Source organism: Hymenobacter nivis (genome assembly GCF_006439025.1).
Lineage (GTDB): Bacteria > Bacteroidota > Bacteroidia > Cytophagales > Hymenobacteraceae > Hymenobacter > Hymenobacter nivis_A.
The window spans coordinates 64,063-78,459 of the sequence record NZ_RCYZ01000014.1 but is presented as its reverse complement, the minus strand read 5'-3'; the positions used below and the strand labels follow the sequence as shown (position 1 = coordinate 78,459).

Sequence of the window (14,397 nt, the reverse complement as noted above, 5' to 3'; positions counted from 1 at the left end):
GCAGGGCATCGTTTTGCTGCACGGCTGCCAGCACCCGGGCCCACACCCCGGAGGCGGTCCAGCGCTGGAAACGCGTGTACGTCGTGTGCCAGTTGCCCCAGGCGGCGGGCAGCGCCCGCCACCGGCAGCCGTTGCGGGCCAGCCAAAGCACCGCTTCTACGAAGCGCCGATTGTCCTGGCCGCGGCCCCCGCTCGTGCCCTCCCGGCCGGGCAACAGCGGCGCGATGCGCGCCCACTGCGCGTCTGTCAACAGGTAATCCATGGCCCAAATTAATAATCACTGTTAACACCTCCTAGTACTTCTCGCTTGTGGAACAACGCTTCTTCTCGCCAGTAATGCTTTTTTCGTCGCGCCGCGCCCCTGGGCTGGCGGCAATAGCGATGGCGGCGGTCCCAACCAAGTGCGGTACCGGGCCCTCGCCATCATCGACGGGCGGTTGTCGTGGCCGGCAACGACTTCAGTGCCCGCGAAATCAACCAGTTCCTAGCCTTCGAGGTGTTGCCGTAGCCCCGGCCGTACCTTTGCCCGGTGCAAACTTCTGATACGCCTGCCCAACCCGCCGCGCCCCGCGCCGCCGCTTTCGCCGATTTCGACCTAACCCCCGCCCTGCAAGCCGCCCTAGTGGAGCTGGGCTGGGCCGCCCCCACGCCCGTGCAGGCCGCCGTGCTGCCCTTCGTGCTGGGCGGGCACGACGTAGCGGGCCAGGCCCCCACCGGCTCGGGCAAAACCGCCGCCTACGGCCTGGGCCTGCTCCAGCGCCTCGATCCCACCGAAAACGCCGTGCAAGTGATTGTGCTGGTGCCCGCCCGCGAGCTGGCCCTGCAAGTCCGCGATGCCCTGCGCCAGCTCGGCAAAACCACGCCCAACCTGCGCATCGCCTCCTACTACGGCGGCCACCCCATGCGCGACGAGCGCAAGGCGATGGAAAACCAGATGCCCCACGTCATCGTGGCCACGCCCGGCCGCCTGCTCGACCACCTGGAGCAGCGCACGTTCGTCCCCAACCAATTGAAGGTATTGGTGTTGGACGAGGCCGACAAGCTCCTCGAACTGGGTTTCCAGGAGGAGATGGCCACCATTGTGAGCCGCCTGCCCCAGCGCCGCCAAACGCTGCTGTTCTCGGCCACCATGCCCGATAAAGTGCTGGCCTTGGTGCGCTCGCACCTGGCCCGGCCCAAGGTGGTGAACGTGGACGGCGGCGGGGCCGCCGGCACTGCCGGGGCCGCCACCCTGCCCGAAAACCTAGTGCTGCGCGGCCACGTGGTGAGCGCCGCCGACCAAAAGCCGGCCGCCCTCTACCACGTCATCAGCCAGCCCAACGCGGGCCGCTCGCTCGTCTTCGCCAACACCCGCGACCGGGTGGAGGAACTCACCCGCTTCCTGCGCGGCCGGGGCGTGGCCGCCGAGGCCCTGCACGGCAAAATGATGCAGCCCGAGCGCGACAAGGCCCTGATGAAGCTCCGCAACGGCTCGGCCACCGCCCTGGTGGCCACGGACGTAGCGGCCCGGGGCCTCGACGTGGACGAGCTGGATACGGTGGTGCAGTACGACGCCCCCGAGCAGGCCGACACGTTCCAGCACCGGGCCGGGCGCACCGCCCGCGCCGGGGCCGTGGGCACCGCCCACCTCCTCGTCACGCCCCCCGAGCAGGCCAAGCTACAGAACTGGCCCGCCGCGGCCACCGTACAGTGGGCCCGCCTGGTGCCCCCCGCCCTGCCCGCCGCCGCGCCCAAGGCCCCGCGCCCCAGCACGGTGTCGCTGCACATTTCGGCCGGCAAGCGCGAGAAAATCAGCGCCGGCGACCTTGTGGGGGCCTTTGTGAGCGTGGGCGGCCTGGAGCGCGACGCCGTGGGCCGCATCGAGGTGCACGAGCACTACAGCTTCGTGGCCGTGCCCGAGGCCCAGGCCGAAGCCGTGCTCGCCAAGATGCAGAACGCCAAGGTGAAAGGCAAAAAGGTGAAGGTGGCCATCGTGCGCTAAGCAGGCCGTTTGGGTTAGCTCTGAAGTATTCTTTGGCCGTCGTGCCCAGCGGGCGTCCGCGCAGCCGAAGCATCTCTCCCGCAGCAGTAACCGTAATCAGTTACGCGAACGAGACGCTCCAGCTGCGCGGACGCCCGCTGGGCACGACCGTTTTAGTAACTTGAGTAGGTTCTGGGCTCGCGCGATAATCCTATTCAATCTTGTAGCATGAGCAGCAAACCTTGGGACGCGGTAATCATTGGCTCGGGCCCCAACGGGCTGAGCGCGGGCACCGCGCTGGCCGCCCGCGGCCTGCGCGTGCTCATTGTGGAAGGCGCCGACACGCTGAGCGCCGGCACCCGCACCCAGGAAGTTACGCTGCCCGGCTTTCGGCACGACCTGGGCTCGGCGGTGCACCCGCTGGGCTACCTCTCGCCCTACCTCCAAACCTTGCCGTTGGCGCAGTTTGGCCTCGAATGGGTGGTGCCGCCCGCCTCGGTGGCGCACCCGCTCGACGGCCAGGAGGCGGTGATCCTCTCCAAATCCATCGCGGAAACGGCCCAGAACCTGGGCCTCGACGCGGACGCTTACCGGGCCCTGGTCGTTCCCTTCACGGGGCGCACCGACGAGCTGCTGCGCGACGTGCTCAAGCCGCTGGGCGTGCCGCACAGCCCGCTGCTGCTGGCCCGTTTCGGCCTGAAAGCCTTGCTGCCGGCCAACTTTTTTGCCGAGCACTTCTTCCGGGGGCCCCGGGCGCGGGCCCTGTTTGCGGGGTGCGCGGCCCACAGCGTGCTGCCGTTCGACAAGCTGTTCACCACGGCCATCGGCCTGCTATTTATGGTCACGGCGCACGCCGAGAACTGGGCGTTTCCGCGGGGCGGCGCGCAAAGCCTCACCGATGCGCTGGCGGCCTACTTCCAGAGCCTGGGCGGCGAAATTCGACTCGCCGCGCCCATCACGCGGTTCGAGGACTTGCCCCCGGCCCGCACCTACGTGTTTGATACCGACCCGCGCCAACTGGCCCACATTGCCCAGCAGCACCTGCCGGCGGCCTACCGGCGGCGGCTGGAACGCTTCCAGTACGGGCCCGGCATTTTCAAGGTCGATTACGCCCTGAGCGGCCCCATTCCGTGGCGCGACCCGCGCTGCCTGCGCGCCGCCACGGTGCACCTGGGGGGCCCCATCGGGGAAATTGCCCGCGGCGAAAAGGACGCCTGGCAGGGCCGCCACGCCGAGAGCCCCTACGTGCTGCTCTGCCAGCAAAGCCTGTTCGACGCCACCCGGGCCCCCGCGGGCCAGCACACCAGCTGGGCCTACTGCCACGTGCCCGCCGGCTCCACCCAGGACATGAGCGCGCGCATCGACGCTCAAATCGAGCGCTTCGCCCCCGGCTTCCAAGACCTGGTGCTGGCCCGGCGCACCATGAACACGCACGCCGTGCAGGCCTACAACCCCAACTACGTGGGCGGCGCCATCACGGGCGGCGCCGTGAACCTGGCGCAGCTATTCACCCGGCCCGTGGCGCGGCTCGACCCCTACCGCACGCCAAACCCCGACCTGTTCATCTGCTCCGCGTCCACGCCGCCGGGCGGGGGCGTGCACGGCATGTGCGGCTACCACGCCGCCCAAAGCGTGCTGAAACGACTCGGCGTCCGGCGCTAACCAACCACTCAGCACCATCGACAAGCTCCTGTTCATTTGCAGTCAGAACCGCTGGCGCAGCCTCACCGCCGAGCGGCTCTTCGACGGCCACCCGGGGGCCCTGGCCCGCTCGGCCGGCACCGAGGCGGGGGCCCGGGTACGGGTCACGGCCGGCCACTTGGGCTGGGCCGACGTGGTGTTTGTGATGGAAAAGCGCCACGCTGACCGCCTGCGCGCGAAGTTCCCCGGGGCCCTGGCCGGCAAGCGCCTCGTCAACCTGCGCATCCCCGACGACTACCAATTCCAGGACGCGGCCCTGGTGGCGCTGCTGCGCGAGAAGCTGGCCAACTACTTGGGGCCCCAGGAATAGCGCTGGCGGACACAAAATCAAAAAGGCGGCCCGCTACTCGGTTGAGTAGCGGGCCGCCTTTTTCGCTTAACCCAGCGGGCTTAGTTGTAGCCGGGGTTCTGGGGCAGCTTCCATATCTGCGCGTCGTTGAGGTCGATGGGCAACAGCGGAATGGGGTTCACCACCCCGGTCGTGATGCTGTGCGTCATGGCCCGGGCGGCCACCGCACTGGGCAGCACCCCGAAGTAGCGGCCCGTGCGGATCAGGTCCCAGAGGCGGAGCGACTCTTCGGCCAGCTCCACGCGGCGCTCGTGCCAGATGGCGTTCAGCAAGGGCTGGCCCGTGAGGCCGGTGGCCAGGTCTGGCAGGGTGCCGGTGGGCGTGTTAGCCGGCGCGTAGTTGCTGGCCGTGCCCACCGTCGTGGCGCCGGGCGGGCGGGTGGAGGTGCGGGCACGGGCGCGCACTTGGTTCACCAGGGCCACGGCTTCGGCGCTCTTACCGGTTTGGGCGGCGGCTTCGGCCTTCATCAGCAGCACGTCGGCGTAGCGCAGCTTGCGGATGTTCTGGGGCCCCGACTGCACGGCGGGGGGCGTCAGGATGGCCACTTTGCGGCTGAGGTAGCCCGTGGCGTTTTCTGACAAGTCGATGGGGTTCAGCACGCCCAGCACGATGTCGTTGTTCTTGATGAAGGTGACTTCGCGGCGCGGGTCGTTGGCCTCAAACTCGTTGTACAGGTTCTGGGTCGGGTTGTTGAAGCCGTAGCCGAACGTCTTGCGGTTGTTCTGGAACACGTTGTTGGTCGTGCCCACCGAGATGGGGCCGTACGTGTCGTTGTTGGTCGCAAACTGCACTTCGAACAGCGACTCGCTGCTGTTCTCGCCAATCGTTTGGTGAATGGCGGCGTAGTTGGCCAGCAGGCTGTACTGAGTCGAGCTGATGACGGTGCTCGTCAGGTCGTACACTTCCTGCCAAGTGTGCTTGTTGGTGTTGTCGGTGCCGAGCTGGTACATAATGGCGCGGGCCAGGTAGCCGTTGGCGGCGCCCTTGGTGGCGCGGCCGAGGTCGGCGCTGGCGTAGCCGCTTTTCTCGGGCAGCAGGGCCGCGGCGGCCTTCAGGTCTTTCTCAATGAAGGCGTAGGTTTCGGCAATGCTGCTGCGCGTCACGCTGGTTACTTCGGTGGGCAGCACGGCCTTTTCAAACAGCGGCATGCCGCCGAACGTCTTCACCAGGTTGAAGTAGAAGTACGCCCGCAGGAACAGGGCCTCGCCCTTGAGGCGCGACTTCAACGCGGCGTCGATGGTGCCGCCGTCGATGTTGTTGATGACGGTGTTGGCCCGGGCAATGCCCGTGAAGCTGTGCACCCACAGCGTGGTCACCGGCACATTGGACGGGTTCACGGTCCAGTTCTTCAAGTCGATGAGGGCCGAGAAGTCGCTGGGCGTGCTGCCTTTTTCGGCGTCGTCGCTCATCACGTCCCCGAACATCCACTCGTAGGTCTGCCCTACGTAGTCGCCCACCCCAAACTTGGGGCCCTGGTCCCAGGAGGTCACGTCGTACACGGCGTTCACGGCCTGTACGGCGTTCACGGGGTCGTTGAACAGGTTGCTCTGGGTGGTGGCCCCGAGGGGCTCTTTGTCAAGAAATTTCTGGCATCCTGGCGTAAGCGTCACCAGCGCCGCAAAGGCCAGCAAACGAACTGCGTGGGAGGTTTTCATATGGCGCGATTATCTAATATCGTTGGGTTAGAACTGCACGTTGAGGCCCAGGCGGTAGGTGCGGGGCTGGGGGTAGTTGCCGAAGTCCACGCCGTAGGCCAGGGGGTTGTTGTAGTAGCCGGTGGCCGAAATCTCAGGGTCGAGGCCGCGGTACTTGGTGATGGTGAACACGTTATCCACCGAGGCAAACACCCGCAGGCCGTTGATCTGGTACTTGGTCAGCAGCAGTTTCGGCAGCGAGTAGCCCAGCTCCATGTTGCGGGCGCGCAGGTAGCTGGCGTCTTCCACGTAGCGGCTGCTGAACTTGTCGTTGTAGCCGCCGCCGTTGTTGGTGTCGTTCGACGTCACCCGGGGCTGGTCGGAGCCGGGGTTGGTGGGCGTCCAGCGGTCCATGCGGTCGGCGTAGAAGTTGGTCCACAGGCCGGCGAAGTTGCTGGATTTCGACAGGTTGAAGGCCGCCGCGTTGATGGCTTCGGCGCCCTGCACGCCGTAGAGCAGCACTTTGAAATCGAAGTTGCCGTAGTTCAGGTTCACCGAGGCGCCGTAGCTGAAGCGGGGCGTGGCGCTGCCCAGGTAGGTGTTGTCGTTGGCGTCAATCTTGCCGTCGCCGTTGATGTCGCGGTACTTCACGTCGCCGGCTTTGGCGCCGGGCTGCAAGTAGCTGTCGGCTTCGGCCTGCGTGTGGAACACGCCGTCGGCCTGCAGGCCGTAGAAGTAGGCAATCTCGTGGCCCACGTCCGTGCGGGTGGTGTTGCCGATTTGCGAGAGCACGTTGCCGCTGGCAATGGGGTTGGCACCGCCCAGGTCGGTAATCAAGTTGTTGACCTTCGTAAAGTTCACCCCCACGTTGTACTGGAGCTTACCGATTTCGTTCCGGTAGTTCAGCGCCAGCTCCACGCCGCGGTTGCGTAGCGAGGCCACGTTGGCGCTGGCGGGGGCCTGGCCCACGAAGTTGGGCACCGGCAGCAGGGCAATCATGTGCTCGGTCTTGCGCTCAAAGTAGTCGCCGGTGAACGTCAGCTTGTTGTCGAGGAACGCCGCGTCGATGCCGAAGTCGGTGGTGAGGGCCGTTTCCCAGCGCAGGTCGGGGTTGTTCAGCGTGGCAATGGCCAGGCCGGGGTTCTTGGCTTTGTCGGGTCCGAACACGTAGTTCTGGTTGTTGGTGGCCACCGAGGCGTACCCGTAGTTGGGGGCCGCGTTCTGGTTGCCCACGGCGCCGTAGCTGCCGCGCAGCTTCAGCGCCGAAACCGCAGTGATGCCCTTCATGAACTCCTCGTTGGACAAGTTCCAGGCCACGCCCACCGACGGGAACGTGCCCGTGCGGTTGTTGCCCAGGAAGCGCGACGTCTGGTCGAAGCGCAGGGTGGCCGTCACCAGGTACCGGTCGCGGAAGTTGTAGTTGGCCCGGCCGAAGTACGAGAGCAAGCCGCTGTCGTACTGGCCGCTGCGCACCGTGGAGTTGGCGGCCCGGGAGGCCGAAATGTACTGCAGCGACGCGTCGGCGGGCACGTCGTAGCCCGTGATGGAAATGCTGTTGCCGTAGGCCCGCTGGGCTTCCTGGCCCAACGTGGCCGAGAACGAGCTGTTGTTGCCCAGGTCTTTGTTGTAGTTCACGTAGTTCGACCACACCCACGAGATGTTGTCGCCGCGGGTTTCCAGCAGGGCGCTCTGCGAGCGTTGGTCGTTGGGGCCCAGGTAGTACTGGGGCTGGTACACCTTGGGGTGGTAGTTGTTGTAGTTGATGCCGAACGTGGAGCGGAACGTCAGGTCTTTGGCCAGCGACACGTCGAGGTAGCCGTTGGCAAACAGGTTGGTGGTGTACGTCTTGTTGAACTCCTGCTCCTGAAGGTAGCGGCCCAGGTTGGGTGTGAAGCTCGTGATGTTGTTGTAGGAGAACGTTCCGTCGGCGTTGTAGGGCGACGTGATGGGGTTGGCCTGGATGGCGTTTTGGAGCACCGTGCTGTAGAAGGCGGCGCCCGTGCCGTCGCCGGCGCCGGTCTGGTTGGCGTTGGAGAACGTGGCCGAAACGCCCACCTTCACCCGCTCGGTCAGCTTGGCGTCGTCGTTTACGCGGATGACGTACTTCTTCAGGCCCGAGGCCTGGATGATGCCGTCCTGCTGGAAGTAGTTGCCGCTGATGAGGTAGCGGTTCTGCTCGGTACCGCCCGAAGCCGACAGCGAGTAGTTGGTAATCAATCCCTTCTGGGTTACAAAATCCTGGTAGTTGAAGCCGGGCACCCCGCCTTGCAACGCGCTGCTCAGCAGGGCCGAGTAGTCGGTGGGCACCGTGCCGCCGCCGTTGGCGTAGGCTTCGGTTACCAGCGTGGCGTACTGCTGGGCGTTGGTCAGGTCCAGCTTCTTGCGGATTTGCTGGTAGCCCGTGTAGCCGAACAGGTTGAACTGCGTTTTGCCCACCTTGCCGTGCTTGGTGGTGATGAGCACCACGCCGTTGGCGCCGCGCGAGCCGTAAATGGCCGTGGCCGAGGCGTCCTTCAGGATTTCCGTTGATTCAATGTCGGTGGGCAGCAGGAAGCTGATGTCACCGGTTTGCACGCCGTCCACCACGTAGAGCGGGTCGGCGTTGTTGATGGTGCCCACGCCGCGCACCCGGATGCGGGTGCCCGCGCCGGGCTGGCCGCTGTTGGCCGTCACGTCCACACCCGCCACGCGGCCCTGCAGGGCCTGCACCGGGTCGGAGGTAGCCACCTGCGTCAGCTGCGCGCCGCTCACCGACGACACGGCGCCGGTAAGGTCGCTCTTGCGGGCCGTGCCGTAGCCAATCACCACCACGTCGTTCAGGGCCTGGGCATTGTCGGCCAGCGTTACGTTCACGGTGCCATTGGTGCCCGCCACGGGTATTTCCTGGCGCGTAAAGCCCACCGAGCTGATGACCAGCACGCTGTTGGCGGGGGCCTGCAGCGTGAAGCGGCCGTCTACGCCCGTGCTGGCGCCGTTGGTGGTACCCTTCACGAGAACCGTGACGCCCGGCAGGGCCTCGCCCTTGCCGTCCTTAATTATCCCCTGGATCGTTTGCGTTTGGGCCGCGGCACCAAAGGGCCGCAGCAGCAAGGCAAACACCACGAACACCGCAAGTAAAACGGATTTCATATGCAAGCTTTTATTAGTGAAATGATACCAACAAAAGTATTTCCTTGCATACGATTGCGTTAATACTATTATAGCATTTCATATTCTCAAAATTATACCAGCAGCTAAATGATTTCAATTTAAATTACTAGTTTTCAAAAGTATATGTAAAATACTTACTTGCTTTTCTTCCCAAAAAGGCGGTGATTTTGCCACTCTCTGGCAAGCATTAAATAGATGATTAACTGATGAAATCACAACACTTCCTTTGCGGATTACGCCGCGCGCGCTGCCAGGGCCCCAATGCCAAACGATTGCGATGCGCCGTGCCGCCCGGCAACTCCACCGGCCGGCCTGCGTTGAATCAGCCATGCCGTATTTCTTGAGCTTGGCCGTGCTGGCCGCCGTGGTTTTTGGGTTCTACCGCTACGCCACGGCCGATAGCCGCCGCCGCGCCGCCGCATTGGCCGCGGAGTTTCCGCCGGCGTGGCGGGCCCTACTGGCCGAGCACGTGGCCTTCTACGGGGCCCTGAGCGAGGCCGAGCGGGCCCGGTTTGAGCAGCGCGTGCAGCTGTTTCTGGCCGACGCCCGCATTACCGGCGTGCAAACCGAAGTAGACGAGCTGACGCGCCTGCTGGTGGCGGCGGCAGCCGTTATTCCCACGTTTGGGTTTCCGGAGTGGACGTACGCCCACCTGGGCGAAGTGCTGGTGGTGCCCGATGCCTGGGTGCTGGGCCCCGACGCTACCCAGGAGGTAGCGCCGCTGCAAGGCACGCTGCTGGGCTCTGTGCAGCGCTTCCAGAACCAGCACTACATGCGCCTGTCCAAGGCCTCGCTGCGGCAAGGCTTTGCCAACCCGGAGGACCAGCAGAACGTGGGCATCCACGAGTTTGCGCACTTGCTCGACGAGGCTGACGGCGTGATTGACGGGGTGCCCCAGGTGGCGCTGCCGCCCCACCTGCTGAAGCCCTGGGCAGCCGCGGTGCACCGCGAAATGGAAGCCCTGCGGGCCGGCCAGTCGGACATCAACCCCTACGCGGGCACCAACGAGGCCGAGTTTTTCGCCGTCGTGACGGAGTATTTCTTTGAGAAGCCCGAGCAGTTGCACGCTCACCACCCCGAGCTGTACGCCTTGCTCACCGAGCTATTCAACCAGCGCCCCGGGGCCCGCCGGGGGCCCAACGGCGGCCCGCGCCAGTGGCTGCGGCAGCTGTGGGGATAAGCCGCAACGCCCCTTGCAGCGGCAGCCAGCCGTTCAAAAACGGTACTCTCCAAAGTAACTAGGGCCCCAGGGGCCCTAGTTACTTTGGAGAGAATTACGCCAGTAAGCCGCCAACCAGCCCAAGCGGTGCGGCCCATCGGTAGCAATGGGTTGCTATTAAAATGAATTCCATTTTAGTAGCCAATGGTGCACTATTTAGGGCCCCGGGGCCCTACCCTGCCGCCCTAGGCCGCCAGCGCGGGCAATGCCTGGGCCAAACGGCGGGCCAATACCTGGGCTACGCCCTCGAGCCGGCGTACTACGGGCTGGGCCACGGCCTCGTCGTCAAAATCGATGCGCTGGTTGCGCGAGGTGAGGTAGCGGGCCAGGGCGGCGTTGTCGTCGAGGGCGTGGGTGAGGTCACGCTGGGCATCGTCCCACTCGCCCTGCTCGCCGGCGGCGAGGTAGTAGTGGCGCAACGCAATGGTCTGGCTCACAAGGCCGGCCAGGCGGGCTAGCACGGCCTGCTCAGCGGCCGAGAAATGGCGCGCTTCCTTGTCAATGATGGCCAGCATGCCCAGGCGGTGGCCGTCGGCGGCTTCGAGCACGGCCCCGGCGTAAAAGCTCAGGCCCAGGGCCTGGGCCACGTCGGGCCGGATGAGGGTGCAGCTCTCGGGTTTGTAGTCGGACACCACCACGGCGGCGTCCTGCAGGATGGCGGCTGAGCACATGCTCTCGTTGCGCACCAGGCCCGGTATACTATCCACACCAACCAGGGCCTTAAACCACGTAAAATCAGCGTCTACGAGCGAAATAAGGGCGATGGGCGTGCCAAAAAGCTGGGCGGCCCAGGCGGCGAAGTCGTCGAACACCGGCTCGGGGGTGGTGTTCACAATCTGAAACTGGTGCAGCGTGCGCAGGCGGGCGGCGTCGTGGCCGGGAATCAGCGAATCGGGGTAGGCGTTGGCCATTAATGAAGTAGCAGTTAGTAGTTTGCCTCGCTAGCGGGCAGGTCAATCAGGATAAACTGGGCATCTTTCTCGGCCACAATGCGCACCGCACTCTCATCACCAAGGCGGGCCTGGTCGTTGGGCCCCAGGGCCACACCGTTCACCAGCAGGCTGCCTTCTTTCACGTAAATGAAAACCAGACGGATAGGGAATGTTTTAAAGTCAATTTCCTTGCCACAATCCAGATTGGCCCAGTACACCGTGCTATTAGAATTCATGTATACCACGTCCTCGAGCACCTTCTGGCCGGTTACGAGCGGCACCAGTTCGTTGCGGTGCCGGCTGAGGAAATTCAGTTCCTTTTGCTCGTAGCTGGGAGCCAAGCCGCGCTGCGACGGCAAAAACCAGAGCTGGTAGAGGTGCAGGGCCTTGTCCTGGCGGTTCATTTCGGAGTGGGCCACGCCGGTGCCGGCGGTCATGCGCTGCACCTCGCCGGCCGTGATGGCGGTGCGGTTGCCGAGCGTGTCTTCGTGCGTCACCTCGCCTTCGAGCACCAGCGTCACGATTTCCATTTCCGCGTGCGGATGCTGCGGAAAGCCGTTCTGCGGGGCCACGTTGTCGTCGTTAAATACCCGCAGGGGCCCAAAATGCACGTTTTGGCGGTCGTGGTAATCAGCAAACGAAAACAAGAAGTAGCTGCTCAGCCACGGGGCCGGGGCGGCGTGGTGGCGGTCGGCGGCGGGCAGGTGCTGGAGCATGGCAGGGCAAGGGTGGGGTGAGCGGGTACCATTCATACGCGGCGGGCCGGGGCGAAGTTGGAGCGCCCGCCGTTGAGCTTGGCGCGGGGCGGGCACTACCGTCCCCCAAAAAAATTGTTAACCGCCGCGCCGCTGGCTACGTATAGCGGGCCCGGATAGCCTCTGCCTGATTCATCCTTTATTCTACCCCCCTACTGTTTTCCCCTAACTCCTTTTGTTATGAAAAAATTAGCACTCGCTCTGGCCACCGCCGCCAGCTTCGGTCTCGCTTCCTCAGCCCAAGCCCAGGGCATCCGCCTCGGCGTAAAAGCCGGCGCCAACCTCTCCAACGTTTCGGGCAACCTGAATAACCAAGACATCTACAAGAACAAGTTCGGGTTTGTGGGCGGCGTGATGCTGAACGTGGGCTTGATCGACAAGGTGTTGTCGCTGCAGCCCGAAGTACTGTTCTCGCAGAAAGGCTTCAAGTATGCCGACAACTCGTTCACCTTTCTTGGCAACACCAACCGCTTCAGCGGCAACCGCACTTATAACTACATCGACGTGCCAGTGCTGCTGAAAGTGCGGGCCGCCGGTTTGTTCTTTGAGGCGGGGCCCCAGTACAGCTACCTGCTGAACGTGCGCGACAACGCCAACTACAGCGTGAACGGCAACACCGTAACTAGCTCAGCTGCCAACCAGAACTTGGACAATGTGCGCCGCAACGAAATTGGCTACGCTGCCGGCCTGGGCTACGAGGCGTCGAACGGTTTCTTGATCGACGTGCGCTACAACGGCTCGTTCACCGACTTCGCCAAGGATGGCTACAACGGCTCGAACCAGGACCTGCGCAACGCCCGCAACTCGGTATTCCAGGCCTCCATCGGTTACCTGCTGGGCAGCAAGTAACCTAACCCCACGCCAACCAGTACAGCCCCGGGGCCCTCACGCAGGGCCCCGGGGCTTTGTCGTTTTTCACGATTTCTCCCGCACGCACCATGCACCACCGTTTGCCGCTTCTCGCCTTGGCCGCCCTGCTCGCCGCCGCCGCCTGGGCCCCCGCCCAGGCCCAGGACAAGCCCGTGAAGGAAGCCAACAAGCGCAACAAAAAGTACATCAAGGCGGGCGTCGTCAACCCGGCGCTCAGCAAGGAGCAGCTTAAGTACGACGCCGAATTTGCCACCGCCGCCACCAGCGACAACCTGCTGGCCGCGTCGCTGAGCGCGCTGGCCGTGCAGAAAGGCACCGCTCTGGAAATAAAAGAATTCGCCAAGCAAACCGACGCCGACCACACTCAGCTACAGCGCCAGCTGCAAGCCATTGCCGACCGCACGGGCCTGGTGCTGCCCAAGATGATGAGCCACGACGACCGCAAAAACTACGACGATGTGGACGACCGCAAGTACCTGGGCTTCGACAAAAAGTACCTCCGCGAGCTGGGGAAGCTGCACGAGCGCGCCATCAAGCGGTGCGCAGAAGCGGCCGAGAAGGTTGCTACCCCGGAGCTGCGCGCCTACGCTGCCGAAACCCTGCCCAAGCTGCGCGAGCACGCCGCCCGCACCGCCGAGCTATACAAGCGCGCCGACGACCGGAAATAGGCGGTTTTTCGGCCGCTCGAAACCGTGCAAAAACGCAAAAAGCCCCGGTACTTGCCGGGGCTTTTTGCGTTTTTGCACGGTTTCGGGCCAGCGGCGCTGGGGGCCCCAGCTAGGCGTTGCGTAGCTCGGTTACCTGCTGCTGCAGGTCGGCCACCACGCTGGCCAGGCGTTCGAGCGAGAGTTCGGCGGCGGGGAAGTGGCTGCTGATGTAGCACTTGGCTTCCCAGATTTCGAGGGCCTCGGCCCCGGGCAGGTCGTAGGGCTGGTAGCGGGGGTTGTCGGAGTGCAGGGCCAGGGCCCCGGCGGGCCGCGCCTTGCGGAACACGCGCTTGAACACGATGCCGTCGCGTGGGCTCACCACCACGCAGGGCGTGCCGTCCTTCAGGTTGGCCAGCTCCTCCACGTAGCGGCCCACCACCACCGTGCCGCTCACCAGGGGCAGCATCGAATCGCCCGAAATCTCGAAGGCGCGGTAGCTGCCCGTGGCCGGCAGCATGGGCAGCCGGAAGCGGGGCAGCTCGCCCAGGTACTCGGGGTCGGCGTAGCCGTTGAGGTAGCCGGCGGCGGCCTTGTGGGGCACCAGCTCGATGTTTTCGTTCTGGTCCTTGTCCACGGTCAGGGCCAGGATGCGGAGTTGGCCGCCAGCCGGCGGCTCGGGGTCGTCGTCGTCGGCGCCGGCCGGCACGGGCTCCAGCTGGCGCATGGTGGCGGCGGCTTTGGCGTTTTTGCGCTTGCTAAAGTCGGTGGTTACCAGCTGGTCGAGCGAAATACCGAACAAGCGGGCCATATTCACGAGCGTGGCCATGCGCGGCTCGGCGCGACCTTCTTCGTAGGCCCCCACCAAGGAGCGCTTGATGCCCAGCTTCTCCGCAATTTGGGCTTGGGTGAGGGCCAGCTCGCGCCGCCAAAACTTTAAGTTCGTGTTTATCATCGGGAAAGGTGCGGCCGGGGAAGGAGCGCGGAATGAACGTCCGGGCCGGTGAAGTTAGCAACGCGCCCGCAAAGTTACTAATTCCGTTAGCGAACATTTTTACGGCATCCCTTCTTTTTTCGCGGCCGCCCGCCCCGCCGGTAAGCTGAGCCGCATCAAACTGGTGCGGCTCAGATTTTCAGTTACTTGCGTCCTCGGGGCCTCAGGCCACCGGCTGGGGCCCCGAGG

At 64.6% G+C, this 14,397-nt stretch carries 12 protein-coding genes; 6 read left to right on the top strand and 6 right to left on the bottom strand.

Annotation, left to right across the window (positions count from 1 at the left end; all coding sequences use genetic code 11):
* A partial coding sequence (locus tag EAH73_RS22020) for a transposase (protein WP_140469524.1) occupies positions 1-262 on the bottom strand: 262 nt, incomplete at its 3' end.
* A gap of 267 nt (positions 263-529) precedes the next feature.
* On the opposite strand from EAH73_RS22020, the gene EAH73_RS22015 reads away from it, so the two are divergent.
* The 3 genes from EAH73_RS22015 to EAH73_RS23815 all read left to right on the top strand — a co-directional run bounded on the left by EAH73_RS22015 (position 530) and on the right by EAH73_RS23815 (position 3,971).
* Complete coding sequence (locus tag EAH73_RS22015) at positions 530-1,981, top strand: DEAD/DEAH box helicase (RefSeq protein WP_140469590.1); 1,452 nt, start codon at positions 530-532, stop codon at positions 1,979-1,981.
* 207 nt (positions 1,982-2,188) lie between these two features.
* Entirely contained in the window at positions 2,189-3,622 is a 1,434-nt protein-coding gene (locus EAH73_RS22010) for a phytoene desaturase family protein (RefSeq protein ID WP_140469589.1), read from the top strand.
* 184 nt (positions 3,623-3,806) lie between these two features.
* On the top strand, positions 3,807-3,971 hold the full coding sequence (locus EAH73_RS23815) for a hypothetical protein (RefSeq protein ID WP_240047369.1): 165 nt from the start codon (positions 3,807-3,809) through the stop codon (positions 3,969-3,971).
* A gap of 80 nt (positions 3,972-4,051) precedes the next feature.
* Here EAH73_RS23815 and EAH73_RS22000 read toward each other — a convergent pair whose 3' ends face one another.
* Positions 4,052-5,665, bottom strand: coding sequence for a RagB/SusD family nutrient uptake outer membrane protein (locus EAH73_RS22000; RefSeq protein ID WP_140469587.1), 1,614 nt, complete (start codon positions 5,663-5,665; stop codon positions 4,052-4,054).
* A gap of 27 nt (positions 5,666-5,692) precedes the next feature.
* Positions 5,693-8,773 carry a SusC/RagA family TonB-linked outer membrane protein gene (locus EAH73_RS21995; RefSeq protein WP_140469586.1) on the bottom strand — a complete coding sequence of 1,027 codons (3,081 nt, stop codon included), beginning with the start codon at positions 8,771-8,773 and terminating at the stop codon, positions 5,693-5,695.
* 349 nt (positions 8,774-9,122) lie between these two features.
* Here EAH73_RS21995 and EAH73_RS21990 point away from each other — a divergent pair, with 349 nt between their 5' ends.
* The gene (locus EAH73_RS21990; protein WP_140469585.1) at positions 9,123-9,974 is read left to right on the top strand and encodes a zinc-dependent peptidase; all 852 of its coding nucleotides are present in this window, start codon (positions 9,123-9,125) and stop codon (positions 9,972-9,974) included.
* Positions 9,975-10,198: 224 nt separating this feature from the next.
* Here EAH73_RS21990 and EAH73_RS21985 read toward each other — a convergent pair whose 3' ends face one another.
* Positions 10,199-10,924, bottom strand: a complete 726-nt coding sequence (locus tag EAH73_RS21985) for a GAF domain-containing protein (protein WP_140469584.1) — start codon at positions 10,922-10,924, stop codon at positions 10,199-10,201.
* A 14-nt stretch (positions 10,925-10,938) separates the two neighbouring features.
* Positions 10,939-11,661 carry a pirin family protein gene (locus EAH73_RS21980; protein ID WP_140469583.1) on the bottom strand — a complete coding sequence of 241 codons (723 nt, stop codon included), beginning with the start codon at positions 11,659-11,661 and terminating at the stop codon, positions 10,939-10,941.
* A gap of 219 nt (positions 11,662-11,880) precedes the next feature.
* Between EAH73_RS21980 and EAH73_RS21975 the strand changes: the two genes are divergently transcribed.
* Positions 11,881-12,549, top strand: a complete 669-nt coding sequence (locus EAH73_RS21975) for a porin family protein (RefSeq protein ID WP_140469582.1) — start codon at positions 11,881-11,883, stop codon at positions 12,547-12,549.
* A gap of 89 nt (positions 12,550-12,638) precedes the next feature.
* Complete coding sequence (locus tag EAH73_RS21970; protein ID WP_140469581.1) at positions 12,639-13,238, top strand: DUF4142 domain-containing protein; 600 nt, start codon at positions 12,639-12,641, stop codon at positions 13,236-13,238.
* Between the two features lie 109 nt (positions 13,239-13,347).
* Here EAH73_RS21970 and EAH73_RS21965 read toward each other — a convergent pair whose 3' ends face one another.
* Positions 13,348-14,169, bottom strand: a complete 822-nt coding sequence (locus EAH73_RS21965; protein WP_140469580.1) for a LexA family transcriptional regulator — start codon at positions 14,167-14,169, stop codon at positions 13,348-13,350.
* Positions 14,170-14,397: the final 228 nt, after the last annotated feature.

Bases quoted from the DNA above. Each gene is read 5' to 3' on its own strand.
- EAH73_RS22010 (WP_140469589.1), top strand. From the start codon at position 2,189: ATGAGCAGCAAACCTTGGGACGCGGTAATCATTGGCTCGGGCCCCAAC.
- EAH73_RS23815 (WP_240047369.1), top strand. From the start codon at position 3,807: ATGGAAAAGCGCCACGCTGACCGCCTGCGCGCGAAGTTCCCCGGGGCC.
- EAH73_RS22000 (WP_140469587.1), bottom strand. From the start codon at position 5,665: ATGAAAACCTCCCACGCAGTTCGTTTGCTGGCCTTTGCGGCGCTGGTG.
- EAH73_RS21995 (WP_140469586.1), bottom strand. From the start codon at position 8,773: ATGAAATCCGTTTTACTTGCGGTGTTCGTGGTGTTTGCCTTGCTGCTG.
- EAH73_RS21990 (WP_140469585.1), top strand. From the start codon at position 9,123: ATGCCGTATTTCTTGAGCTTGGCCGTGCTGGCCGCCGTGGTTTTTGGG.
- EAH73_RS21985 (WP_140469584.1), bottom strand. From the start codon at position 10,924: ATGGCCAACGCCTACCCCGATTCGCTGATTCCCGGCCACGACGCCGCC.
- EAH73_RS21980 (WP_140469583.1), bottom strand. From the start codon at position 11,661: ATGCTCCAGCACCTGCCCGCCGCCGACCGCCACCACGCCGCCCCGGCC.
- EAH73_RS21975 (WP_140469582.1), top strand. From the start codon at position 11,881: ATGAAAAAATTAGCACTCGCTCTGGCCACCGCCGCCAGCTTCGGTCTC.
- EAH73_RS21970 (WP_140469581.1), top strand. From the start codon at position 12,639: ATGCACCACCGTTTGCCGCTTCTCGCCTTGGCCGCCCTGCTCGCCGCC.
- EAH73_RS21965 (WP_140469580.1), bottom strand. From the start codon at position 14,169: ATGATAAACACGAACTTAAAGTTTTGGCGGCGCGAGCTGGCCCTCACC.